This window comes from Rothia sp. HMSC076D04 (assembly GCF_001814645.1).
GTDB classification, from domain to species: domain Bacteria; phylum Actinomycetota; class Actinomycetes; order Actinomycetales; family Micrococcaceae; genus Rothia; species Rothia mucilaginosa.
Genome location: NZ_KV817369.1, coordinates 306,983 through 332,364 on the forward strand (window position 1 = coordinate 306,983; position 25,382 = coordinate 332,364).

Below are 25,382 nucleotides of genomic sequence, written 5' to 3' on the forward strand. Positions count from 1 at the left end.
CCCCAACCCGGTCGCGCCTGCCGCCGCATCCGCAGCATGATTGGTGTGTGCCGTGCGGTGGCGAAGTGAAGATGTTCAAGATAAGGAGAACCCGTGGCAGAGTTCGTGGACCGCGTGGTCTTGCATGTATCTGGCGGTCGCGGAGGTAACGGCTGCGTCTCCGTGCGACGTGAAAAGTTTAAGCCCCTGGGCGGCCCTAACGGCGGTAACGGTGGTAATGGTGGCGCGGTGATTCTGCGCGTGGATAACCAGACCACGACCCTGCTGGAGTACCACCACAGCCCGCACCAGCACGCCCCGAATGGCGATATTGGTCGTGGCGATATGCACCACGGCTTTAACGGTGAGGACCTGGTTCTGACCGTGCCGCAGGGTACTGTGGTGAAGGACCGCGAGGGTAATGTTTTGGCTGACCTGCTGCGTGTGGGCGACGAGTACGTTGCTGCCCGTGGCGGTATGGGTGGTCTGGGTAACGCTGCGTTGGCTTCGGCTAAGCGTAAGGCTCCCGGTTTTGCTCTGCTGGGCACCCCCGGTGAAGAAGCTGATATTGTTCTGGAGCTCAAGTCCATTGCGGATGTGGCTCTGGTGGGTTACCCCTCGGCGGGTAAGTCTTCGTTGATTGCTGCGATTTCTGCGGCGCGTCCGAAGATTGCTGACTACCCGTTCACCACCCTGATCCCGAACCTGGGTGTGGTGCAGGCAGGCGATGTTCGCTATACCGTTGCGGATGTTCCGGGTCTGATTGAGGGCGCTTCTGAGGGTCGCGGTCTGGGTCACCGCTTCCTGCGCCATGTGGAGCGTTCTTCGGCTCTGGTGCACGTGATTGACTGTGCGACTCTGGAGCCGGGCCGTGACCCGATTAGCGACTTTGAGGTAATCCGCGGCGAGCTGCAGAACTATGAGGTTGACCCGACTGCGGGTGTGACCGTGCCGCTGCATGAGCGTCCGCAGATTGTGGTGCTCAATAAGATTGACGTTCCTGAGGCTCGTGAGCTGGCTGAGTTTGTTCGCCCCGAGTTTGAGGAGATGGGTTTCAAGGTCTTCGAGATTTCGACTGCTTCCCATGAGGGTCTGAAGTCCCTGATCTTTGCGATGGCAAAGCTCGTTGAGGAAGACCGCGAGGCTCGTGCCGCTGCCGAGAAGGAAGCGGAGCGCGTGGTTGTTGAGGCTCCTGTGGTTCGCCCGAAGGGCTTCCGCGGTAAGAAGAAGCAGGAGTTCATTATTCGCCGCGAGGAGCGTAACCTTGAGCCGCTGTTCCGCGTGATTGGTGAGAAGCCTGAGCGTTGGATTCAGCAGACTGACTTCAATAATGATGAGGCTGTCGGCTACCTGGCGGACCGCCTGGCGCGCCTGGGTGTTGAGGATGAGCTGTTCAAGGCTGGTGCTCGTGCCGGTGACGCCGTGGTGATTGGTGAGAATGACAACTCGGTGATCTTCGATTGGGAGCCGACCATGGTCGGTGGCGCTGAGTTGCTGTCCTCCCCGCGTGGTACGGACGCTCGTCTGGAAGAGATCATTCGCCCGACTCGTGCGCAGAAGCGTGTGGAGTACAAGGAGCGTATGGACGCGAAGGCGGAGGCTCGTGCCGAGCTGGAGTCCGAGCGCGCTGCAGGCGTGTGGACCGAGTCGGTTGAGTACCGCAAGAAGTTGAAGGAAGGCAAGGTCGACGAGAATATCGACATGCCGAACGTCGACGACTAGTAGCTGAAGCGTAGCTGTTGCCTAGACAGCTGTTGCCTAGACAGCTGTTTCATAGACAGCTGTTTCATAGACAGTGAGTGGTGCCGCGTACCGGGGTTTGGCTCCGGTGCGCGGTGCTTTCTTGTGTGCGGTGCTTTCTTTTGTGTTCTGTGGTTGCCGCTCGCGCCGGATGTGCGTGTCGGAACACGCGGGTGAGCCTGTGGTCGGGCGTGCTGGCTGGGTATTCCACTGGCGGCTTAGCTCACCCCCGTCATTTCGGTTTTTTTGACCGTAAGCAGGTAGCATAGAGGGGAATGTACGCGGGCACCTTTTTCGGTGTTGCGTACCTTCTGTGTACCTGCCCGCATCCGCGCCTGTGGTGGCTTTTTAGCTGCCGTGGTGCGGTCTCTGTCCCCAGCAAGGACGGCATTTGTGACTGACCAGCCTGTTCACCTTGATTTTGGTGCTCCGAGCACCGAGTCGATTCCCCCGCGCACTCCCGGTCGGGTGCGTCTGGGCGTGATGGGTGGAACCTTCGATCCGATTCACCACGGACACCTGGTGGCAGCTAGTGAAGTTGCCGCCGTGTTCGACCTGGATGAGGTCGTATTCGTTCCGACCGGTCAGCCCTGGCAGAAGGTGGGGGAGCGGCACGTGAGTGACGCTGAGCATCGCTACCTGATGACGGTGATTGCAACCGCGTCGAACCCGCGTTTTACGGTGAGCCGTATTGATATTGACCGTGGCGGCGCCACCTACACCTTTGATACGCTTAACGAGCTGCGCGCTCTGCGCCCGGATGCTGACCTGTTCTTCATTACCGGCGCGGACGCGATCAGCCAGATTATGACCTGGCGTAATGCCCATAAGCTGTGGGATTTGGCAACTTTTGTGGGCGTGACCCGCCCCGATCATGATCTGGATCCGCCGCTGGCTGAGGGTCGTCATATTACGACCCTGAAGATTCCTGCGATGGCGATTTCTTCGACTGATATTCGTCGCCGCGCAGCTGAAGATGCCCCCATCTGGTACCTGGTGCCGGATGGTGTGGTGCAGTACATTGCTAAGTACGGCCTGTACAAGAAGGACGCTTTGACGGCGTACCGTGACGGCTTGCCCCGCGTGAAGGATGAGTCTGGGCAGGCACCCCAATCGACGAATAATGAGGGAACACATGAGTGAAGCTACGGGTTCGAAGCCCTATAGCGAGGACGAAGCGTACCTCTACGAGACGTACGTGACCGAGGACGGCATTGAGGTGCCGCCGCCTACTAAGGTGATGGGTCCGCGCCGTCTTGCCCGCTACCGTGAAGAAGTTGCCGAGTACCTGCGCGCGAACCGCCGCGGTGAGCCCGCGAAGCCTGTTGCGAACATGGGCTCCGTGATTTATACGGACGCTATTGACCCGCAGGTTCTGGCTGTTCAGCGTCGTTTTGCGGCGCTGGCGGCTCAGGGCAAGATTGACACTGAAGCGAACGATGAGGAGAAGCTGCACGAGCCTGCTCCTCTGACCAGTAGCCTGCGTATTCTGCGCCCCGAAGAGATCGCGCAGAACCGTGTGGATGCGACCAGCCCCTCCGCGGTGGATAACCCGATGACTTCTTCGATCCCGGTCATTGCCGTGGTTAAGGAGGAGAAACCGGAACCCGAGCTGCACCAGTACCTGGTGCGCGATGAGCCGAAGGTTGAGGAGCTGGACAGCTCTGACGTTGAGACTGAGCAGACCGAGGTTGCTTCCGTTGAGGAAGAGACTGTTGAGGTTGCTGAGGTTGAAGAGTCTGCTGACGAGCTGCCCACCCGCGTGAGCGCGGTGGACGCGCAGGGTCTTGACCTGAGCGTGCTGGATAGCGCCTCCGCAGGGGATACCGTGGATTCGGTGGACGGCGACCCGACTGTTGCTCTGAGCCCGGATGAGGTTGAGGAGCTGCTGCAGCGCATGGTGGATCGTCAGGATCCCGAAGAGTCTGCTGCTCTGGTCGAAGAGGTCACCGAGGAAGCTGAGGAGTCTGAGGAAGTCGCGAAGGATGCAGAGTCCAAGGTTGCTGATTCTAAGGTTGCTAAGTCCAAGTCTGCTCCGGTACCTTCCGCTGAGGCTTCCAAGGAGTCCGCTTCTAAGGGCGCTGTTGAGAAGACTGAAGAGGTTCTGCAGCCTGCGCAGAAGGCCTCCCTGGCGTGGCTGTGGATTGTGCTGCTGCTCGCCCTGGTTGTTGTTGGTCTGATTATGATTTTTGGCCCTAAGTAGGCCGTGAACAATGCACCCCTGTTGCGGGTGCTGCCGGCGGGTGTTCTGCCGGCAAGGAAGGAAAATATGACTGCTGCACAGTCCTCGATTGAGGCTCTGCGCATTGCCGCCCGCGCTGCGGAGGAGAAGCAGGGAACTAACCTGTTCGCTGTGGATGCATCCGACGCGATGGGTCTGATTGATGGCTTCCTGGTGGTTTCTGCCCACAATGAGCGCCTCGTGAACGCTGTTGCGGATGAGGTTGAGGACGCTCTGCGTGAGCAGGCTGACCTGAAGCCGGTCCGCCGTGAGGGTCGTTCCTCGGGTCGTTGGATTCTGCTGGACTTCGGCGATATTGTCGTGCATGTTCAGCATGAGGAGGACCGCGAGTTCTACGCTCTGGATCGTCTGTGGGCTGAGGCCCCGCGTATTGAGCTGGGGGTTGAGAACGAGGCTCCCTTCGACATTGAGGGTGAGACTGAGGAAGATGCTGCGCGCATCATTCCCGCTCAGGATGAGGCGTAAGCTTGATTTTTAGCTGATGAGGGGTGGGCTCTGCTGGCGCTGTATGGTGCCGCGGGTCCGCCCCTTTCGGCGTGTTTGCGGGTATTTCTGCATGCCCGGTTGCCCCGGAACTTTTTTGGATTTTTGGGTGCGCTGGTTTGCATCGTTGTCCGTGGTGTGTGTAATATATTCATGTTGCCTCGTTGAGGTCACTAACTGAATATGGGGATATGGCGCAGCTGGTAGCGCACCTGCATGGCATGCAGGGGGTCAGGGGTTCGAGTCCCCTTATCTCCACGTTTTCCTCGGTTGAGGAGCTTGTCGCCCGGTTCTTGTGAATCGGGCGATTTTGCTATCTGCCGATAACTCTCGATAGTCAACAACACAGTTCATAGTTGAGGAGTCACTCATGGGAGCGCACGCACATCACGGCCACGGCGGGCATCACGGGCATCACCACGACCATTCGCATGCCCCGAGCCCGGAGGACGCCGCCTCGATGCGTCCGCGTCTGCTGATTGCGTTCAGTCTGGCGGTCGTTATTGTGTTGGCGCAGGCGATTGGTTCGCTGGTCACGGGAAGTCTCGCGCTGCTGACTGATACGGCGCACGCTGTTACGGATGCCTCCGGTCTGCTGGTTGCGCTCACTGCGGCTTCGTTGATGACGCGCCCGGCGACTTCGCGCCACACGTGGGGTTTCCGCCGTATTGAGGTGCTTGCCGCCCTCGGGCAGTCGGTGCTGCTGCTCGCGGTGGGTATCTACACGGCGGTGGAGGGTGTGCATCGCCTGTTCGCCCCGCCGGAGGTGCCCGGCACCGAACTGCTGATCTTTGGTGTGGTTGGCCTGGTGGCGAACGCTATTGGCATTGCGGTGCTGGCTACGGCGAGGAACGCGAACTTCAACATGCGTGCCGCGTTCCTGGAGGTGCTCAATGACGCCCTGGGCTCGCTGGGCGTCATTGTGGCGGCTATCGTGATTTGGCTGACCGGCTTCTACCAGGCGGATGCCCTTGCGGGTCTATTCATTGCGGCGCTGATTGTGCCGCGTGCAGTACGTTTGATGAAGCAGACGACGGCCGTGCTCATGGAGTTCACCCCGGACGGCTTGGACCTGGACGCGATGCGTGAGCACATGCTCCGCGTTGAGGGCGTGGTGGAGGTGCACGACGTGCACGCCTCGATGGTGGCGACCGGTCTGCCGGTGGTGACCGCGCACGTGGTGGTTGCCGATTCATGCTTCCATGACGGGTCTGCGGTGACGATTCTGGACCATATCCGTTCGTGTGTGGCGAGCCATTTTGAGGTGTCGGTTGAGCACTCGACCTTCCAGCTGGAGACCGCCGAGCTGGGTGGTCGTGAGCCGGACTCGGTTCGCCACCCCTAGGCTGGCTCGCGCAGGTTTTGCCTCGCGTAGATTTTGCCCATGCTTCGCCGGCAGGTCTGCCCGCCGCGGTAGATAGAGCAGAAATAGCAAGCCAGAACAGGTACCAGAACCAGAGATAGCGGGGGAGAAGTGACCGTTATATTTGGTGGCTTCAACACGCAAAAGATACACTCTTTAGGGAGCAAAAGGTGCTCCTCACCCACACACTTTGACAGGCCCGCTGGCTGGCTCTTTAGTTTGGTAGCCGCGGTAGCCTGCAACGATGAGCGCCTCAGCCCAGCTGAAACGGAATAGCTGAAACGGAACAGCGGGCGGGCGCATCCATAGATTTTTGACGAGAACAACCACGATTAGCAGCAGATACGGAATACCATGCATTCACCTATTGCCACTTACCTGACCGAGACCCTCGAGTCGGTCGCTTCTGATACCTCCGGTGAGTTGGCAAACTACATTCCGGAACTTGCCGCCGTGGACCCGGACAAGCTCGCCGCGTCTATCGCCATGGTTGACGGTGAGCAGTATGCCGCCGGTGACTCCGATGTGGAGTTCACGATCCAGTCGATTTCTAAGCCGTTCGTGTACGCCCTGGCGCTCGCGGACCGCGGCTATGATGATGTGCTTGCGAAGGTGGGTGTGGAGCCTTCCGGTGAGCCGTTCAACGAGCTGTCCCTGGAGGACGGCTCCGGTAAGCCGCTGAACCCGATGATTAACGCGGGCGCGATTACCACCCATTCGCTGGTGGGCCCTCCCGGCGCGACTCAGGGCGAGCGCATGGAGCGCGTCATTTCTGGTTTGTCTGCGTTTGCGGGCCGTCGCCTGTCGGTGAATGAGCGCGTGTACGAGTCTGAGCTGGAGCACGCGCACCGCAACTACGCGATTGCGCATATGCTGCGCGGCCACGGCATCCTGACCGGCGACCCGACCGTGGCGGTGCAGGGTTACACCCGCCAGTGCTCGCTGATGGTGACGGTCAAGGATTTGGCGTTGATGGCGGCGACTTTGGCGAACTATGGTGTGCATCCGGTGACGGGTGAGCAGGTGGTTCCTAAGACTGTGGTGCGTCAGGTGCTGAGCGTCATGTTCACGTGCGGTATGTATAACGCTGCGGGTGACTGGGCGACCCAGGTGGGTGTGCCGGCGAAGAGCGGCGTGGGCGGCGGCATTATTGGTGCTGTGCCCGGTCAGCTGGGTGTGGCGACGTTCTCGCCGCGTCTGGACGGTCATGGTAACAGTGTGCGCGGTGTGGAGTTGTTTGAGCAGTTCTCGGATGACATGGGCATGCACGTGATGAACGTGCCGACCGTGGCTCGTTCGGCGTTGCGCGCGAACTACCAGATCGGTTCGGGCGATGAGTCTATGCGCCTGATTCAGTTGCAGGGCCGTATCCGTTTTGCGGGTGTGGAGCGCGTGATTCGTGAGATTGTGGAATCCCCGATGGAGGGTTCCAAGGTCGCCCTGGATGTGACGCGCGTGTACGCGGTGGATGAGGTCGCTCAGAGCATGCTCCTGGAGCTGATGCGTCGCCTGCGGAATGACGGGTTCAAGGTGTACCTGATTGATAATGACGAGACGATTACGAATACGGATGCGCTGCGCAGCATGGGTGTGAAGGTTCTGACGAACCCGGCGGCGGTGACTTCTGCTGAGTCGGATGCTGAGCGTGTGGCTGAGGCGGACGCCGAAGAAGCTGCGGAGGCTGCGGCTCTGGAGGCACTGAATGCGTTGGAATCCGCTAAGTCGGAGCAGCCGGAAGCTTCGGAGTCCGAGTAGGTTTCACTCCGCGTACTTGATCGTATCTGCGTACTTGGCAGTACGATTGCGTGAACTTTATATATTGAGGCCCCTTTCCCGGGCGCGTTGTGAACGTGTTCTGGGGGAGGGGTCTTGCTGTACTTAGAATTGCACCTTGCGCTGTAGCTGGGGCTGTACTTGAATCTGTACCTGGATTATCTGGCGTGCGGGTAGCTTAGCGTACTGAGCGTGGTCTTCGGTGAGTGAGGGGACTGAAAGTACGTAGAGGTTCTTTAATAGCGCAGTTGTTAATCATTAAGTAATATTTTGAATTTTTCGATAGCTAACAGTGGTCTCATCATACACTCGTAATATGAACACTGTTCCACACCCAGAAACACCTATCGCTCCTCGTCAATCCGCTATTACTGATCCCACCGCTGACCGGGCGGTGGCGGGTGCTTCTGCCCGCGCCTCCATGGGGCGACGGGAACTCTTACAACACGTTGGTACCTTTGGTCTGGGCGCGGTGGGCTTCGGCGTGCTGGGTCTTGGCCTCACCGGTTGCACCCCGTCGAACACCCCATCGAGCAGCCCGTCCGGTAGTGCGTCGGGTAGCGCCTCGGCGAGCCCTTCTTCGACCCCTTCGGCAAGTTCGGCGGCTGCCCCTTCCGCATCTGGCTCCGCAACGGGTGCCCCATCCTCGACCGCCGCGGCATCTCAGACCGCTTCTGCGACTGCGACCTCGTCGAACCCGGTTCCCGAAGCTCGTGCCTGGACTGGCCCGCAGACCGGCCTGCCCGGTGAGGGCAAGTATATTGCGTGGACGGTCGATGACGGCGCCGATCCGGAGGTGGTACGCGCCTACGCGGAGTTTTCCCGCCGTACCGGCACGCGCCTCACCTTCTTTATCAACGGTCAGTACCCGGCGTTTAGGCAGCATCGTGACCTGTTGTTGCCGCTGGTGAAGAGTGGTCAGTTGCAGATTGCGAACCATACGTATAGTCATGCGGCGTTGACGAGCCTGACGGATGAGCAGATTGTTCAGGAGTTGACCCGTAATGATGAGGAGATTAGGCGGCTTTTTGGGGTGTCTTCGAAGCCGTATTTCCGCCCGCCGTACGGGTATTATGATGCGCGCGTGTTGGCGGCTGCGGCGTCGTGTGGTTTTACGCGCCCGGTTCTGTGGTACGGGTCGTTGGCGGATTCGTCTAATATTTCTTCGGCTGAGGTGTATGCCTATGCGGAGAAGTATGCGTTGGCTCAGCATATTGTGATTGGGCATTTGAATTATCGGGGTGTGGTGTCTGAACTGGACCGTATTCGGGCGTTGTTGGATCGGCGCGGGTTGAAGACGGTGACGATTCGTGACTATTACGGGTAGTGCGGGGGAACCCCGGCGAGGGGTTCCGGTGGGTATACTGGGAGGCATGATGAAGCTTCCTCAGAACCCTATCCTTCGGCAGGTGCACCGTTTCCGTGAGTCGCTGCTGCTTCTGCTGTATTATTCGCTGTCTTTTCTGGGTGTGCGGTGGGTGCGCACGGGGCATCCGCGTGTGGCGGCGGTGTGGTCTGTGGGTTTGTGGCTGAACTTGGTGCTGCGCGGTATGGGCCAGGTGGTGCGTATGCTGGTGCCGGTCCTGCAGGATGCGGAGGCGCGCCGTGCTCGTGCTGAGCGTGCCCGCGCCTACCAGCCGCGCTAACCTCACCGGCTGAGCTAACAGACTAGGCTGATACGACGAAGCCCCCTCGTACTAGAAATAGTACGAGGGGGCTTCGCTATATCTGGGGGTAGAAGCTTAGTGCTTCTTCTTCGGCTCGCACGCCACGCCGTCACCATCAGAATCAAGACCAGGACGGTAACCCGGCTCGCCACGATGCAACGGCGCCGCACCAGCTGCACGTACCGCATCACAATTCTTGTAATAAACACTCGACTGCGCCGGAGCCTGCTGAACCGGCTGCGCGGGAGCTTGCTGAGCGGGAGCCTCAGCCGCCGGAGCCTGCGCGGGCGCCTGCTGGACGGGCGCCTCCGTAGCTACCGGCGCCTGCTGAACAGGCTCAGCCTGTTGCGCGGGAGCCTCAGAAACCGGAGCTGCCGGCGCCTCCGCGGAAGGTGCCTCAGCCGCCGGTGCCTGCACGGGAGCCTCAGTAGTCGGAACCGGAGACGGGGTTACCGTCGGGGTAGGAGACTCCGAAGAAGTCGCAGACGCACTCGGAGAAGAACTAGGAGTAGCTGAAACCGAAGGGCTAGCAGAAACAGACGTCGACGATGACGCAGAAGGCACAGGCTTCGGAGCGCGAACAGACGAAGAGCAACCAGTCAGCAGCAGAGCACCCGCAAGAACACCAGCGGTCGCGGTGTGAATTTTCAACACAATATTCCTTTATAAAGTGAGTGGACAAGGGTGTTCACCGTAGAACACACACTCAAGTGTAAATGAAAACAACCCCGCCCGCAGACAACATCGAGCCGCCCACAAAGAACCCGACAAGGAAAGACACAATGTGCGGGCACGGTAAAGCCCCCTCGCACCGGTTCAACTAAGAACCGGGACAAGGGGGCTTCGCTCTATCTGGGAGCACTCACCGGGAGGCGCTAGTTGTCCTCGTGGGAAAACTCGTTGACAATCTCGGGTGCTTGCAAGGCAACCTCATCGCGTTCTGCAGTCTCGCGTGAGAAATCCAGATAGTAGTTACCCTCAGAGGTGCGTGTAAAGGTGACGTAGGTGCGGCCGTAGTCAAGTAACTCACGAATACCAATCTTGGTTCCTGGTTGAAGTCCCATGCGCTTACGAAGATATGCACCAAGTTCGCTATTGTGTGGAATGGTGGACATATCTTTACCATAAGGTTTGTCCTTGTCACCACTGGCAACGCGCATGGTGAGGGCCTCACCATCATCGCAGTACACCGTAAACGGCATGTTCTTGCTGGGAAAGAAGTTTGACCGCGCAATCTCAGCAGGAACGGCGAAGTAGGCTTCATCCTTATTAGCTCGATTCTGGCGGAGACCCCAATTGATTCCGGCCCCATTATAAGATGTGCCCCCACGTTTGCGACTGTAGAGATAAAGATTGACGGACGGGAAGTCCTTCAGTCGTTCCTCGCGTTCCGTCTCAGGCTCAGGGAGAGGCGGTACCGGAGGCAGAGACTTATTCGCCAAGATATCGTAGGGTGCTTCGGGGAAAGCGAAGAGAGAATCAACCACAGGGTCGGTGCAGCTCAACGAAGCATCGAAAAGTGTGTCGAGGTAGTTCTCTGCGTGCTCCACCGACACCGGCACAAGAATGTTCTCCTGTTGACACCCTGAAGCGTCACGACCGATATTGAACCCATCCGTTGAAAGGTTAGCCGAGCCAGCGTAGGCAGTATCGAAGGAGCCGTTCTTCGCCCAAGCGTAGAGCTTGGTATGCACCAGAGGAGAGAGGCGGGGATCTGGGTATCGGATATCCAGATACCCGCGGCTTGATTTAACCCACTCTTTAAAAAGCTCGTGGGTTCTGGTGCTTATCGCACCGTCTCGTGCCATACCAACCAGAAGATGAATCTTAGGAGTAGTACCATTAGGTTCAAAAGCATTCAAATCGCCCCAGCTATTACCCTTGCCCTTTTGGGGCGTGGCATCTCTCTGATATAGGGCATACAAAATAGCGGCTGGGGAGACAAAACCTGTTACTGCCCATAGCTCTTGTCCGGTACAATCACCCTCAGGATAGGGCGAATGGAGAACATCTTTAACAAGGTCGTCGCCCATGAGTGACGAATAAATTTTCATGGGAATCAGGTCCTTCTTTCACCTAGAAAAGAGTGCTTTCTTTCTCTGCCTCGAGTTTGTCTTCCATCACCTGAATACGCTTCTCTACATCAATATTTGGTTCAATGCTTTCGTAGGAAATACCTTCAAGAGTCTTGAAGAGAGCCTCAAAAACGACCTGTGCACCGTCCGGGGGAACCGCCATGCCAATCTGGCGACGGACGTTCTCCTTGCTACCGATGAACTTATACCAGTCAGGGAACGTCTGCAGACGTGCGCGCTCGCGGTTAGTGAGGGCGCGGGGCTCTTCCCAGTGGTAGATGTGCGTTCCGCCGCCACCGGATCCGGTGACGGTGTACGCGGGCTTATTGGGGTCCAGACGCTTATAAATCTGGCTGAGCTTAGCGCCACGCACGTTGAGGCGCAGTTCCTCAGGCATGTCGGTAGCGTTGAAAGCGTTCTCGCCGGGCTTGATATAGGCGAGGCGCTGCTTCACCACCTCAGACTGACGGGTCGGTTCGTTGTTGGTTGCCCACTCGGGGATGGGAGGCTCGGTAATCGCTTGCTTAGCGGTGCGCATCATCGAAGGTTCGGGAGTGGTGGGTGCCGGAACCTTGAACGCTACACCCTTTGCGGCAACGTCATTGCGCAGACCCACGATAATGATTCGGTGTCGAGCCTGGGGGAGACCGTACTCTTCAAAACGGTATTTATGAGCAACAATGGTGTATCCCGCACGCTGCATTTCACGCAGAATGTAGGGGAAAGCAAGACCCTCATTAGCACCAGAAAGGCCGCCCACGTTTTCTGCCACAAACCATTCAGGCTTATGGCTCTTGAGCACGTTGATTCCATAGGAGTAGAGAGGACCGTAGGTACCGTCTAGGCCCTTCTGCTTTCCTACGAGGCTGAAGTCATTGCAGGGAAAACCGAACGCAAAACCATCAATCGGGGGTAGCGCGTCGGTATCGAGCTCACGAACGTCACCTACGTATACGGTCTCTTCAGATGCACCAGGAGTGTTTTCGCGGTAGGTATCTGCAGTCGTGGGGTCGTAGTCATTAGCCCAGGCATGCTCAATTTTGATGCCCGGAATTTCATCAGCAGCATTGTGCGCGCCCAGGGCAATGCCGCCGGGTCCGCAGAAGAGTTCTCCCATTTTGTAGGTTGTGAGTGGGGACGACGTGTGCTTCTTAGTCATAAGGTTCTCCGCTTGTAGTGGTTTGAATCTCTGTTTTAGGAAAGGTCATCGAATGTTCCGGATGTCCTGCATGGATTTTAAGGGTAACAATATTTCAGCTAGAAAGCAGCCTGCTCGGTCATCTTGAGCGGGCTGACGGGGCGAGGGTCTTGTAGAGACATGTTTCCTGATGAGAACCCAATGAATAAGCTGGTAACAGGCTGCGAAGTATAACAATATTCAGACATGAGTTAGATGCTATACTCACATAAGAACCTAATAGTCAGGTTCGTTTGTTCATACTTAATTTTTCGATGAGGAGAAAATGGTGGAGGAAAATAACTGTCAGAAAGAGCTGGTTGAAACTGCAAAGCAGGCAATCCAAGAGGTCGCGAAAATCAATGGCCTCAGTTATCAGGAAGCATGGAACCGGAAAATAAATGAATTGCGCATGTTTAGTGCGCCAGAGGAGCAATTTATGCCTGTATATAAAGAGGCATTGAGAATCCTAGAAGAGGAAGGTTCAAATAACGACCATGAAGGTAAAGCGTGGCCTTTTCTGCGGAAGACTCTACAAAAACAAATTAAAAACAAGGAAGCAGTTAAAACTATTGATCGTGAATCTGGAGAAATACTTAATCTTCTGGTAAATCTAAATGAGAAAGGGGTGAAGCGTAAGGGACTTGTCGTTGGTTATGTTCAGTCAGGTAAAACGGCAAATTTCTCGGCAGTTATTACTAAGGCAGTCGATGAAGGATATCGTCTTGTCATTGTTATGACTGGTATCCTTGAATCGCTAAGGAGTCAGACTCAAGCCCGCCTGCAAAATGGTGTTGCTGATGCAATTATTAAAAGTAAAAAGAGTGTTATTTCCCTGACATCAGTAAAGTCTGATATATCCTCAGATGATGCTAGCAACCTAGAGGCAAATTTGCATACTGGAGGTGTTGCATATGCTGTTGTTAAAAAGAATCATAATTGCTTGAAGTATCTTATGGAGCAATTGAGGATTGTAAATCAGAAGGGTTTGTTAAAAGATGTCCCTGTACTCATTATCGATGATGAGTCGGATCAAGCAACTCCTAATACAGCAAATAAAACCGAGGACTACTCGACAATCAATGGAGATATGCGTCAGATTTGGGAGCAGGTGCAACAGGGTTCATATGTTGCATATACTGCGACTCCCTTTGCTAATGTCTTTATGAATCCGAAAGATGAGGAACGCTACACCGAGCACGTAGAATCGGATAATCCTGAGAACCCCGAGGGCGAAACTATTGAGCGCTACCCGGGTCTGTACCCCTCAGACTTCATCTACGCTTTGGAACGCCCGAATGGCTACATTGGTGCGTCCCGTATTTTTGGTACCCCTCTGTGGGCTACCGAGGACGAAGACGGCACCCTTAACGACGGTGTAGATATTGATGCATTGCGCGATATCGATACTGAGGAAGCCAAAATTCTGCGTCATCCTACTCGTAAGGACGGCGGGGACTACATACCTGAGATGGTGCCCAGCCTTGAAGCCGCAGTGCAGTGGTTTATGATTGCCACGGCTCTTCGTCGTCGTCGTACTCAGAAGCAACAGCACAGCTCGATGCTGATTCACCTTTCACATCTGAAGGAAACCCATTTTGAAGTTGAGAAGGTCATCAAGGACTACATCTCAAAACTAAAGGAAAACTGCGGAAAGCCTGAGATTAACGATGCTATGCAGAGTCTGTACGAGCGCGAAGTTGCTCGTATGCTGGCTATCCGTCCCGAGAAGATTTACCCCGATTGGGATGAACTGAAGCTTGCCGTGAGTCAGGTTGTCCGCGAGACCAAGTGTATTGTGGAGAATAGTGCTTCAGACGAACAACTGAAATACGAAGACAAGGAACCGCTTACCTGCATAGTAATTGGTGGTAACGCTCTCTCCCGTGGCCTGACTCTTGAAGGTCTTATCTGCTCCTATTATCTGAGGAAGAGTAAGACTTATGATGCGCTTCTGCAGATGGGTCGTTGGTTTGGGTTCCGTCCGGGCTATGAGGATTTGATTCGTTTATGGACTACTGAGGATATTCAGGAAGATTACCGTTATCTTGCTGATATTGAGGATGAACTTCGTGAAGAGATTCGTGAGATTGACGACCCCTCTGTAGTAGCCGTTAAGATTCGTGCCGATCGGAAAAAACTAAATGTGACGTCTCCGAATAAGATGCGTAACGCGGCGCCTGTCAATATTAACCACAGCGGTAAGTCTTATCAAGTGACTCGATTCGAAGAACAGAATGATAAGTGTTTGAAACATAATATTCAGGTTCTTGAATCACTCATTAAATCTATCGGGAGTACCCAGGAAGCTTTGAGGGGAAAAAATAATGGTAGCTATCTCTTTGAAGGAGTTCCAGTAGGTACTATTATTGACTATCTCACAAATTATCAGGTTCACCCTTCGAACCCTGGAATAGATGCGGATAGACTAGTTAAATGGATTGCTGAGAACGTTACCCAGAATTGGAATGTAGTTATCTATTCAGATACTGATGAGAATAGGCCTAAGAGAGATTTTGCAGGATATGAAATTCGTATGGCAGATCGTACTGCGGTGAAAAGTAAATCAACTGAGGGTATCGTGGATATAAAGAGTCTTGCTAATCCTCAGACCTACGTGTTAGATCTTCGCATTCTAGCTCATCATGGAAAAATTAAAATTTCTGAGATTGACTTAAAAAAGGCAGAAAAGGATAGTGGGAAGAAACTTCGCTCTTTAAATGGAAATTCTCCTCTACTGGTTGTCTATGTGGTAAACCCTAAGTCACAAGCAAACAGGTCAGGGCGTCGTGACCTTGATGCTGTCGCTCCGGTTGTTCTGCATACGATTGTGATTCCTAAAATTGTTAGCTCCGGTAAATCAAACCATTTTTCGGTTGATGCGCTGTTGAATAACGACCTGGGCCTTGAAGAAGAGTAGGGGAAGGCGAATCCAGCCTACATTCTTCTGAGAGAGATGCACATTCATTAGCAATGAACCTGAAATAGAATCTTTTTGTGACTGTTTTGGCTGGTTCTACGTAACTATGCCTTGCAACTAATAAAAAGTAAGAAGCCCCCTCGCACCGGTTCGCATAGGAACCGGGACAAGGGGGCTTCGACCTATCTACGGGCTGTATGAGCCGGGGGGGCTAGGGGAGTAGCACCCCCGCCGCGCACTTCTCAGCGGCTACTAGGAGCAGTTGCCGTTCATATCGCAGGACGGACCCGCCTCCGCAGCATTGTTACCTGCCGCGTCACCAGCCGCGCCCGCCAGAGGGTTCAAAAACTCAACACGGTGAGTCTCCTCCCACACCTGACGCAGCGCCTGCACCAGCATTTCCGCAGGCTGCGCACCACTGACCGCCCACTTCGACTCAATCAAGAAGAACGGCACACCATTAATGCCCAGCTGGCGCGCCAACTGCTCATCAGCACGCACATCCGCCGCGTAACGGTCGCTCTTCAACACCGCCTCAACCTCGGCAGTATCCAGGCCAATCTCAGAAGCAATATCCAGAATCGACTCGTGATCCTGCACCGAACGGCCCTGCGTAAAGTACGCCAGCTTAAACGCCTCCTGCGCCGCCGACGCCAAACCCTGCTCCGCCGCATAATGAATCACACGGTGCGCATCAAACGTGTTACCATACCGCGCCTGACGCCAATTGAAATCCAAACCCACCTTGCGGGCACGATCCGCCAACGACTCCTGGCTCGCAATCGCCTGCTCTAACGGCATCTGATACTTACCAGCAATCAGCTCAGGCAGCGAACCGGCAGGATGCTCCGTAGCCGACGGATCCAGCTCAAAGCTATGCCACACCACCTCAACCTCGTCGCGGTGCTCAAACTCGGCGAGCGCCAGCTCCAGGTTACGCTTGCCCACGTAGCAGAAGGGGCACACAATATCGGACCAAATATCAATACGCATGGTAACTATTCCTCTCATACTCGGATGCGGCACGTTGCCGCCTTGTACGCTCACCTAACGCCCCGGTTGCCGTGTTTATTCCCGGCTATTCCCCAGCGTTATTTCCCAGCGGTTATTCCCGTCGGGTACGGCAAAGCCCCCTCGCGCCGGTCCGTACAGAATCTCAATACAGGATGTCCGTACAGGAACCGGGTCAAGGGGGCTTAGCACACGCGAAATACGCGACCCTATCGGCGGGCAGCCGCCGGTGTGGTAGTGGCAGTAGCCGCGGGAGCAGTCGTAGCCGCAGGTGCGGCGGTCGCACGAGCAGGCGGAGCCGTAGTGGTTGCCGCCGGAGCGGTCGTAGCCTGCTGATTAGCCGCTGCCTCATCCTCATAGCGGGTAGTCGGTGCCTGAGTCGGAGCCTCAGTAGTCGGCTCCGGGGTAGGGGCCGGCGCCTCCGTAGTAGCCTCGGGGGAGGGGGTGTTCTCCTCCGGGGTGGGGGTCGGCGAAGGAGCCGCCGCCTTAATCTCTTCCTCGGATGCGTCACCGTAGTAGTCACGAACCGTCACCGCAGTCAGGCCGCGGTCATCAATCAGGCCCTTCACCTTATCCAGGATCGGGATGATCGTCTCGTAGTTCAGGTGACCCAGCACAATCTGCTGCGGCAGCATGTAGCGGATGCAACGCATGTAAATCACGCGGGAGCTGGTCTTCGCCTCGTCACCGGTAGTGCCGTTCCACATGACCGGGCGGGTAAAACCAATCTCACCGGCAGCCTTCAGAACCGCATCGTTGTAGCGGCCGTACGGCGGGCGGAAGTACGGCTTCGACGAGACACCGAACATGCTCATAATCTCGTCTTCGTTACGCTGCAGCTCTTCCTTCACACCCTCAGCATCCAGGGTGGTCAGGTCAGCGTGGTTGTACGTGTGGTTCGCAACCTGAATCTGGCCGCTCTGAACCAGCGGACGCAGTAACGACACATGCTCCTTAAAACCGGTGTAAGAAGCGTTAATGAAGAACGTCAGGCGAGTATTCGTACGCTTCGAGAACTCAGCGTAGCCGCGAATCGCCTCCGGGCTTGCGCCGTCATCAACAGTCCACGCAACATACTTGCCGTCACCAACGAGGGAGTTGCCGATGCCGGGCCATTCGCGCGGCTTATCAACCGGGTTGCCAGCAGCGGCAACCGTCGGCGAATTTGTGGGTGCGGGGCGAGTAGCGGCAGCAGAGGTCTCGCCGCCAGCCTGGTACGGAGTGAAATTACCGCTGGTGCCGTCGTAGTCATTCGACTTCTTCGAGCAGGCAGCAATCAGCGGAAGCATAGCAGTGCCGAGCACAAAAAGTCGGCGGTTAGGCTGTGAGTGGGTCATACTCTCCAGGATAACGCCCCCACCTGCAAGGAACGAAGCTGAACAGCGAATACACCCTAAATAATGTGCACATCACACCCCGCGCTCAGCACCACAGTATTAATAGGTATAAAAACTAGGTATAAGAACACAAAATCCTAAAGCCGCAAGCCGGTAACGCTCCGCTACACTAGTGGGATGGAGAATTTGGGCACTCACGAACTGCGCAACCTTGTGAACGATGCTGCCGACGAGGCAGTCAACATCGGCTACCGTGTTGCAGACCGGCTGCACAGGTGGCGCGAAAAGCGCGCCATCGCCGCCGGTCGCGAGCCTATTCTCGTGCCCACCGAAGGCTACGGACGCGCCGCCTCCGAAGGAAACCCCGGCTGGGTCCGCATCATCGCCCGCGCACTCTACAAGACGGTCAACCTCGAACGCCTGCTACAGGTCGTAGAAGGCACCCAAGACACCGCCAACCCCATGCGCGGCTGGCGCTCCTTCACCGCAACCGCAATGTCCGACGCGCCCGTCACCATCGTCATCGACGGCACCAAGTACGAGGCGTACACCGACCGCGGCGGCGTGCTCGACGTCAAACTCAGCATCGACCTGGAACCCGGCATGCACGAAGTCATCATGTACGTGCCCGGCTCCCGCGCCGTAGCAACCAGCGTCTACATCGTTCCCGAAAGCCAGAAGCTCGGCGTCATCATGGACGTCGACGACACCGTCATGGTCACCATGCTGCCGCGCCCCCTCGTCGCCGCCTGGAACTCCTTCATTCTCGACGAGCACGCACGCATCCCCACCCCCGGCATGGCGGTCATGACCGACCGTATCCGCCGCAGCCACCCGGATGCACCGTTCATGTACCTATCCACCGGCGCCTGGAACATCACCCCGACCCTGCGCCGCTTCCTCAGCCGCAACGGCTACCCGCGCGGCACGTTCCTGCTCACCGACTGGGGCCCCACCCCCGACCGCTGGTTCCGCTCCGGAACCAACCACAAGGTCGAGTCCCTGCGCCGCCTCGCCGAGGAATTCCCGCAGATGAAGTGGATCCTCGTCGGTGATGACGGGCAGCGCGACCCGTACATCTACAACGGCTTTGCGGTACGCTACCCGGACAACGTGGCGGCAATCGTCATCCGCAACCTGACCGTGGGGGAGACCATGCTCGCCTCCGGCCGCGTGTGGAGCGACTACCGCGCCGAACAGATGATGCGCTCGCCGCTGTGGATTGAAGCCACCGACGGCGTAACGCTCAGTAAGAAGCTGCGCGAGCTGGGCCTGATTGATTTCTAGGCGGCTAGTCTTGTCGGTATGTCTCGCCGGTTGCTAAAACCAGCGCTGATACTCAGTAAACCCACCGCAAATACCGCGAAATACCGGTATATGCGGTGGGTTTTGGTGTTTCAGCGGAATTAACCAACTTAAACCCACGACACACCGGCTACTGAAAAAGAGTTAAAAATCTTTTCTACAGCCTTAATCACATAGCTTAAACCCGCTCGAAGGGGGTTAACCCCCGCCTTTAAGAAAGTCCGTTCTGCTTTAAAACCGCGCCGTTCCGCGCAAGAACGGGCGAGAGTTAAGATCTCTTTAAAATCAAGCCCGAATCTGCCGGGTTTTATGCCCCCAAACGCATACATGAGGTTAACTGAACCTCAACTCAGCGGGCGAATGAACCCTTAAAAATCCTGACCAACTTAAACCCCACCTGTGGATAACCCGGCACACCCCGCGAAAATACGGCGAACTAGCCCCGCGGCAGGGTGTGGATAAGCTGTAGACACCCCCTCTTAAGTGGGTTCAACTGTGGGTTTATCGAACGAAACACGACCCTCGCACCACATCATCTTGTGGTGCAGAAAAATCTCGACACTAGATGTAGTATTAATACTCGGTTCCACCACTACGGCACTTTTAGGCGCCCTGCCCCAGCGCAGGAAACCACCACACCCCACTAGGAGGGGGCAGCGGACGGCACAGCGCCCGCCGTAAATAACACGTGGTGAACCACCGACGAAACACGCCAGATTCATTCACGAGATAAGCCCGCCCGAGCGGGAGAAAGTAAGAGGCACTCCCATGGTAGTGACCGTGTACACCAAGCCCCAGTGCGTCCAGTGCAACATGACCTACCGCGCCCTCGACGCGAAGGGTATCAGCTACACCAAGGTTGATATCACCGAAGACGCTCAGGCCCTCGAAATGGTCAAGTCCCTCGGCTACATGCAGGCACCCGTCGTCATCGCAGGCGACGAGCACTGGTCCGGCTTCCAGCCCGACAAGATCAACGCTCTGGCAGCGTAACAACCCTGCCGAAACCCGTACAAACGGAAAATCGGCACGGAACCACACCGGCCCACGAGAATAAGGAGTACAGATTGAGTACCGCCCTCACGCCCAACCCCGTCGACGAGCACGCAGAAATCCGCAAGATTCTTATGGATGCACGCAATGCTTCCGAGGGTCGAGCGACCGAGGACGAACTGGACGATACAGCGCCACTCATCGTGTACTTCTCCTCCATCTCCGGTAACACCCACAAGTTCGTGGAGAAGATCCGTGCCCGCCGCCTCCGCCTGCCGCTGCGCACCGGCGAGGACACCCTCATTCTTGATGAGCCGTTCGTGCTCATCGTCCCCACCTACGGCAAGCCTGATGGCGCCGGTAACGTTCCCCCGCAGGTGGTTAAATTCCTGAACGTGGAGCAGAATCGCAACCACATACTCGGTGTGATTGGCTCCGGCAACACCAACTTTGGTCCGCTCTTCGGTATCGCGGCAGACATTGTCGCCAAGAAGTGCGATGTGCCCGTGCTCTTCAAATTTGAGCTCATGGGCACCGATTCAGATGTAGAAAAAGTCAACGAAGGATTGGAAGCATTTTGGACGCAAAACTGCCCTCAGCACTAGAAACTCTCGGTGCAGGCCACAACGGCAAGAGCGTGCCCGAGAAGTTCAAGGGTATGAGCTACCACGAGCTGAACGCACTGCTGAACCTCTACGATGAGAACGGCCAGATCCAGTTCGATGCAGACCGCCAGGCGGCACGTCAGTACTTCCTGCAGCACGTCAACAACAACACCGTCTTCTTCCACGACCTGGAAGAGAAGATCGAGTACCTGATTGAGAACCAGTACTACGAGCCGGAACTCTTCGACAAGTACAACTTCCAGTTCATTAAGAACCTGTTCAAGCGCGCCTACGCCGTGAAGTTCCGCTTCCCGACCTTCCTGGGTGCCTTCAAGTTCTACACCTCCTACGCGCTCAAGACCTTCGACGGTCAGCGCTACCTGGAGCGTTTCGAAGACCGCGTCTGCATGGTCGCACTGCTGCTGGCAGAAGGCAACGAGAAGCTCGCCGAAGACATCGTCGACGAGATTATCTCCGGCCGTTTCCAGCCGGCAACCCCGACCTTCCTCAACGCAGGTAAGAAGCAGCGCGGCGAGCTCGTCTCCTGCTTCCTGCTGCGCATGGAAGACAACATGGAGTCCATCGGTCGCTCCATCAACTCTGCACTGCAGCTCTCTAAGCGCGGCGGCGGCGTGGCATTCGCCCTGACCAACCTGCGCGAGTCCGGTGCGCCCATTAAGAAGATTGAGAACCAGTCCTCGGGCGTTATCCCCGTCATGAAGCTGCTGGAAGACGCCTTCTCCTACGCAAACCAGCTCGGCGCACGTCAGGGTGCCGGTGCCGTGTACCTGCACGCACACCACCCCGACATCTACGCCTTCCTGGACACCAAGCGTGAGAACGCTGACGAGAAGATCCGCATCAAGACCCTCTCCCTGGGCGTTGTCATCCCCGACATCACCTTCGAGCTGGCGAAGAAGAACGAGGACATGTACCTCTTCTCCCCGTACGATGTGGAACGCATCTACGGCGTGCCCTTCTCCGACATCAACGTCTCCGAGAAGTACTACGAGATGGTCGACGATGCACGCATCACCAAGAGCAAGATCAACGCGCGTGAGTTCTTCCAGACCATCGCAGAGATCCAGTTCGAGTCCGGCTACCCGTACGTGATGTTCGAAGACACCGTCAACCGCGCGAACCCCATCGCCGGTAAGATCATCATGTCCAACCTGTGCTCCGAGATCCTGCAGGTTTCTGAGCCGTCCACCTACCACGCTGACCTCGGCTACGAGACCGTCGGTAAGGACATCTCCTGCAACCTCGGTTCGCTGAACATTGCACTGACCATGGACGGCGACGACTTCGGCAAGACCGTGGAAACCGCGATTCGTTCGCTGACCTCCGTCTCCGACCAGTCTGACATCCGCTCCGTACCCTCCATCGAGCGCGGCAACGGCATGAGCCACGCCGTGGGTCTGGGCCAGATGAACCTGCACGGCTACCTGGCACGCGAGCACGTCTACTACGGTTCCGAAGAAGCACTGGACTTCACCAACATGTACTTCTACACCGTTGCCTACCACGCAATCCGCGCCTCCATGCAGATTGCTAAGGAACGCGGCCAGCGTTTCGAGGGCTTCGAGAACTCGAAGTACGCATCCGGTGAGTTCTTCGCAAAGTACATTGAGAAGGAATGGGCACCGCAGACCGAGCGTACCCGCGAACTGTTCGCTAAGCACCACATCCCCACCCGTGAAGAGTGGATTCAGCTGGCTGCTGACGTGGCACAGTACGGCATGTACAACCAGAACCTGCAGGCTGTTCCGCCGACCGGCTCCATCTCCTACATCAACGGCTCGACCTCTTCGATTCACCCGATCGCTTCGAAGATTGAGATTCGCAAGGAAGGCAAGCTCGGCCGCGTCTACTACCCGGCACCGTACATGACCAACGAGAACCTGGAGTACTACCAGGACTCCTACGAAATTGGTTACGAGAAGATCATCGACACCTACGCTGTTGCAACCCAGCACGTGGACCAGGGCCTGTCGCTGACCCTCTTCTTCCGCGATACCGCAACCACCCGCGATATCAACCGCGCCCAGATTTACGCATGGCGTAAGGGCATCAAGACCATCTACTACATCCGTCTGCGTCAGATGGCTCTTGAGGGTACCGAGGTTGAAGGCTGCGTATCCTGCATGCTCTAGCCCGAATGCTGTGACGCATTCAGCCTGAGCTGGCACACTATAACTAAAGACTGGAAGGGACGGTTATGGTGAACACGCGATCCGCCTGCGCGACTGGCTGGGCGCGCGTGGCACCGTAACCGCCCCTAAGAATCGGAGAATTACTAATGAGCGAAAAGGTGAAGCTCGTCGACCACGTGATCGAGGCTATCAACTGGAACCGTATTGAGGATGAGAAGGACCTTGAGGTTTGGGATCGTCTGACCGGTAACTTCTGGCTGCCGGAGAAGGTGCCGCTGAGCAACGACGTGCCCTCTTGGAAGACCCTGACTGAGGAAGAGAAGCAGCTGACCATGCGCGTCTTCACCGGTCTGACCCTGCTGGACACCATCCAGGGTACTGTCGGTGCTGTGTCCCTGCTGCCGGACGCTGTGACCGCGCACGAAGAGGCCGTGTACACCAACATTGCGTTCATGGAGTCCGTGCACGCAAAGTCGTACTCCTCGATCTTCTCGACCCTCGCCTCCACCAAGGAGATTGACGAGGCGTTCCGCTGGGCTTCTGAGAATGAGCACCTGCAGAAGAAGGCGAAGATTGTTCTGTCCTACTACACCGGTGACGACCCGCTGAAGAAGAAGGTTGCCTCCACTCTGCTGGAGTCCTTCCTGTTCTACTCGGGCTTCTACCTGCCCATGTACTGGTCTTCGCACGCGAAGCTGACCAACACCGCTGACCTGATTCGTCTGATTATTCGTGACGAGGCAGTGCACGGCTACTACATTGGCTACAAGTTCCAGCGCGGCCTGGCGAAGGAGTCCGCGGAGCGTCAGGCAGAGCTGAAGGAGTACACCTTCAACCTGCTGTACGAACTGTACGAGAACGAGGTGGCATACACCCACTCCCTGTACGACGGTGTGGGTTGGAGTGAGGACGTTAAGAAGTTCCTGCACTACAACGCTAACAAGGCTCTGATGAACCTGGGCTACGAGCCGATGTTCCCGGCGTCCGTGACGAACGTGTCCCCGGCGATCCTGTCGGCGCTGTCCCCGAACGCTGATGAGAACCACGACTTCTTCTCCGGTTCCGGCTCTTCATACGTCATTGGTAAGGCTGTGAACACCGAGGACGAGGACTGGGACTTCTAAGCACCCCTTCTCGCCGTGAGATATCAGGCTGAATAAACCGAGCGGAACCCCCGCGTATCCACTGTGGATGCGCGGGGGTTCCGCCATTTAACCGGGCTATTCAACGTGCCGGGATGCGGTGCGGAAGCGGGGGAGAGGCAGCAGAGAAGCGGCGGAGAAGCAGGGGAGTAGGAGCGGTTGTTCTGGTTCCGGTTGTCGGAATTTTTACCTTCACCCCGTAGCATAAAAAATTATTGATATATCGGGGTGTGGGGCGTACTCTGATACGACTAACCATCAACGCAGATTTGAAAGGAACATCATGCGTTCAGTTGTTATGGAAGCCCCCGGCAAGGTCGTCGTCAACGAAGTCGACAAGCCGACCCTGCTCGAACCCACCGACGCCATCATCAAGCTCGCAGCATCCTGCATCTGCGGCTCCGACCTGTGGCCCTACCGCGGCGCACAGCCCGTCGACCACCGGGCAATGGGCCACGAATACATCGGCGAAGTCGTCGAAGTAGGCTCCGAGGTCACCACCGTAGCCCCCGGCGACTTCGTCGTAGGCTCCTTCTGCATCTCCTGCGGCGAATGCGAAACCTGCACCGCAGGCTACCCCTCCCGCTGCCTCAAGGCAATCGCAACAGGCGACGCCTTCATCGGCGCACGCTCCAACGGCACCCAGGCAGAATACGCCCGCGTACCCTTCGCAGATGGCACCCTCGTCAAGACCCCCGCTGCACCCACCGCAGAGCAGATTCCGCACCTGATGGCGGCATCCGACGTGCTCGGCACCGGCTGGTACGCAGCAGACGCAGCGCAGGCAGGCCCCGGCAAGACCATCGTCGTTGTTGGCGACGGCGCAGTCGGCCTGAGCGCAGTCATCGGCGCTAAGCAGCTCGGCGCGGAGAAGATCATCATCATGTCCCGCAACCCCGAACGTCAGGCGCTCGCTAAGGCATTCGGCGCAGCCCACATCGTGGAAGAGCGCGGCGAAGAGGGCATCGCCAAGGTTCTGGAGCTCACCGACGGCGTGGGCGCACACGGCGTCGCGGAGGCTGTTGGCACCCAGCAGTCCTTCGACCAGGCTCTCGGCTGCGTACGCCACGGCGGCTACATCGGCTTCGTGGGCGTTCCGCACGACAGCTCCATCGGCACCGATAAGCTCTTCGGCAAGCAGGTTCACCTGGAGGGTGGCCCCGCCCCCGTGCGCAAGTACCTGCCGACCCTCATCGACCTGATTTACAAGGGCGAAATTGAGCCCGGCCGCGTCTTCGACATGGTTCTGCCCATTGACGAGGCGGCTAAGGGTTACGAGGCAATGGACCAGCGTACCGCCACCAAGGTTCTGCTGACCATGCCGTAATAGCCGCTCGTATCGCCGGTTCTTGTACTTTCTTGTACTAGCAACCCGGCGCGTATACGCTACTGATCCCCGCACCGACCCTGTTCACTC

Annotated in this window: 20 protein-coding genes and 1 tRNA gene; 16 read left to right on the top strand and 5 right to left on the bottom strand. The window is 56.9% G+C overall.

Translation table 11 applies throughout. The annotated features are described in order from the left end of the window. The first annotated feature begins 93 nt into the window (after nucleotides 1-93). From obgE to HMPREF2980_RS05715, 9 genes are all read left to right on the top strand, one after another. The gene (gene obgE, locus HMPREF2980_RS05675) at nucleotides 94-1,701 is read left to right on the top strand and encodes a GTPase ObgE (protein ID WP_070690688.1); all 1,608 of its coding nucleotides are present in this window, start codon (nucleotides 94-96) and stop codon (nucleotides 1,699-1,701) included. Between the two features lie 411 nt (nucleotides 1,702-2,112). After that, nucleotides 2,113-2,862, top strand: coding sequence for a nicotinate-nucleotide adenylyltransferase (gene nadD, locus HMPREF2980_RS05680; RefSeq protein WP_070635090.1), 750 nt, complete (start codon nucleotides 2,113-2,115; stop codon nucleotides 2,860-2,862). Further along, a complete protein-coding gene (locus HMPREF2980_RS05685) occupies nucleotides 2,855-3,922 on the top strand; it encodes a sulfite reductase subunit alpha (RefSeq protein WP_070690690.1) in 1,068 nt (355 codons plus the stop codon). The genes nadD and HMPREF2980_RS05685 overlap by 8 nt, the downstream gene beginning before the upstream one ends. 66 nt (nucleotides 3,923-3,988) lie before the next feature. Next, nucleotides 3,989-4,426 (top strand): ribosome silencing factor, encoded by a 438-nt coding sequence (gene rsfS, locus HMPREF2980_RS05690; RefSeq protein WP_005505774.1) that lies wholly within the window; start codon nucleotides 3,989-3,991, stop codon nucleotides 4,424-4,426. A gap of 203 nt (nucleotides 4,427-4,629) precedes the next feature. Next, nucleotides 4,630-4,702, top strand: a tRNA-Ala gene (locus HMPREF2980_RS05695). Between the two features lie 112 nt (nucleotides 4,703-4,814). Further along, on the top strand, nucleotides 4,815-5,789 hold the full coding sequence (locus HMPREF2980_RS05700) for a cation diffusion facilitator family transporter (RefSeq protein ID WP_070690693.1): 975 nt from the start codon (nucleotides 4,815-4,817) through the stop codon (nucleotides 5,787-5,789). 372 nt (nucleotides 5,790-6,161) lie between these two features. After that, nucleotides 6,162-7,562, top strand: coding sequence for a glutaminase (locus tag HMPREF2980_RS05705; protein ID WP_070690695.1), 1,401 nt, complete (start codon nucleotides 6,162-6,164; stop codon nucleotides 7,560-7,562). A 334-nt stretch (nucleotides 7,563-7,896) separates the two neighbouring features. Continuing rightward, a complete protein-coding gene (locus HMPREF2980_RS05710) occupies nucleotides 7,897-8,907 on the top strand; it encodes a polysaccharide deacetylase family protein (RefSeq protein ID WP_070690697.1) in 1,011 nt (336 codons plus the stop codon). 46 nt (nucleotides 8,908-8,953) lie between these two features. Further along, nucleotides 8,954-9,226 (top strand): hypothetical protein, encoded by a 273-nt coding sequence (locus HMPREF2980_RS05715; protein WP_246823570.1) that lies wholly within the window; start codon nucleotides 8,954-8,956, stop codon nucleotides 9,224-9,226. Between the two features lie 96 nt (nucleotides 9,227-9,322). Here HMPREF2980_RS05715 and HMPREF2980_RS05720 read toward each other — a convergent pair whose 3' ends face one another. From HMPREF2980_RS05720 to HMPREF2980_RS05730, 3 genes are all read right to left on the bottom strand, one after another. Next, entirely contained in the window at nucleotides 9,323-9,901 is a 579-nt protein-coding gene (locus HMPREF2980_RS05720) for an excalibur calcium-binding domain-containing protein (RefSeq protein ID WP_083313507.1), read from the bottom strand. A gap of 221 nt (nucleotides 9,902-10,122) precedes the next feature. Next, entirely contained in the window at nucleotides 10,123-11,301 is a 1,179-nt protein-coding gene (locus HMPREF2980_RS05725) for a restriction endonuclease PLD domain-containing protein (protein ID WP_070690700.1), read from the bottom strand. A 22-nt stretch (nucleotides 11,302-11,323) separates the two neighbouring features. Then, nucleotides 11,324-12,481, bottom strand: a complete 1,158-nt coding sequence (locus HMPREF2980_RS05730) for a DNA cytosine methyltransferase (protein ID WP_083313508.1) — start codon at nucleotides 12,479-12,481, stop codon at nucleotides 11,324-11,326. A gap of 307 nt (nucleotides 12,482-12,788) precedes the next feature. Here HMPREF2980_RS05730 and HMPREF2980_RS05735 point away from each other — a divergent pair, with 307 nt between their 5' ends. Then, nucleotides 12,789-15,419 carry a Z1 domain-containing protein gene (locus HMPREF2980_RS05735; protein ID WP_168165850.1) on the top strand — a complete coding sequence of 877 codons (2,631 nt, stop codon included), beginning with the start codon at nucleotides 12,789-12,791 and terminating at the stop codon, nucleotides 15,417-15,419. Between the two features lie 252 nt (nucleotides 15,420-15,671). On the opposite strand, the gene HMPREF2980_RS05740 is transcribed toward HMPREF2980_RS05735, so the two are convergent. Then, complete coding sequence (locus HMPREF2980_RS05740) at nucleotides 15,672-16,412, bottom strand: DsbA family oxidoreductase (protein WP_070690708.1); 741 nt, start codon at nucleotides 16,410-16,412, stop codon at nucleotides 15,672-15,674. Nucleotides 16,413-16,639: 227 nt separating this feature from the next. Continuing rightward, nucleotides 16,640-17,767, bottom strand: coding sequence for a polysaccharide deacetylase family protein (locus tag HMPREF2980_RS05745; protein ID WP_070690711.1), 1,128 nt, complete (start codon nucleotides 17,765-17,767; stop codon nucleotides 16,640-16,642). 177 nt (nucleotides 17,768-17,944) lie between these two features. Here HMPREF2980_RS05745 and HMPREF2980_RS05750 point away from each other — a divergent pair, with 177 nt between their 5' ends. The 6 genes from HMPREF2980_RS05750 to HMPREF2980_RS05775 all read left to right on the top strand — a co-directional run bounded on the left by HMPREF2980_RS05750 (nucleotide 17,945) and on the right by HMPREF2980_RS05775 (nucleotide 25,292). Then, nucleotides 17,945-19,054, top strand: a complete 1,110-nt coding sequence (locus tag HMPREF2980_RS05750; protein ID WP_005505793.1) for an App1 family protein — start codon at nucleotides 17,945-17,947, stop codon at nucleotides 19,052-19,054. A gap of 786 nt (nucleotides 19,055-19,840) precedes the next feature. Further along, nucleotides 19,841-20,065 (top strand): glutaredoxin-like protein NrdH, encoded by a 225-nt coding sequence (gene nrdH, locus HMPREF2980_RS05755; protein WP_005505794.1) that lies wholly within the window; start codon nucleotides 19,841-19,843, stop codon nucleotides 20,063-20,065. 74 nt (nucleotides 20,066-20,139) lie between these two features. After that, complete coding sequence (gene nrdI, locus HMPREF2980_RS05760; protein ID WP_070690714.1) at nucleotides 20,140-20,670, top strand: class Ib ribonucleoside-diphosphate reductase assembly flavoprotein NrdI; 531 nt, start codon at nucleotides 20,140-20,142, stop codon at nucleotides 20,668-20,670. Continuing rightward, the gene (nrdE, locus tag HMPREF2980_RS05765; protein ID WP_005508802.1) at nucleotides 20,643-22,823 is read left to right on the top strand and encodes a class 1b ribonucleoside-diphosphate reductase subunit alpha; all 2,181 of its coding nucleotides are present in this window, start codon (nucleotides 20,643-20,645) and stop codon (nucleotides 22,821-22,823) included. The genes nrdI and nrdE overlap by 28 nt, the downstream gene beginning before the upstream one ends. A 146-nt stretch (nucleotides 22,824-22,969) precedes the next feature. Next, nucleotides 22,970-23,947, top strand: a complete 978-nt coding sequence (gene nrdF / locus HMPREF2980_RS05770) for a class 1b ribonucleoside-diphosphate reductase subunit beta (protein ID WP_070690717.1) — start codon at nucleotides 22,970-22,972, stop codon at nucleotides 23,945-23,947. Nucleotides 23,948-24,248: 301 nt separating this feature from the next. Continuing rightward, nucleotides 24,249-25,292, top strand: a complete 1,044-nt coding sequence (locus HMPREF2980_RS05775; protein WP_070690720.1) for a zinc-binding dehydrogenase — start codon at nucleotides 24,249-24,251, stop codon at nucleotides 25,290-25,292. Nucleotides 25,293-25,382: the final 90 nt, after the last annotated feature.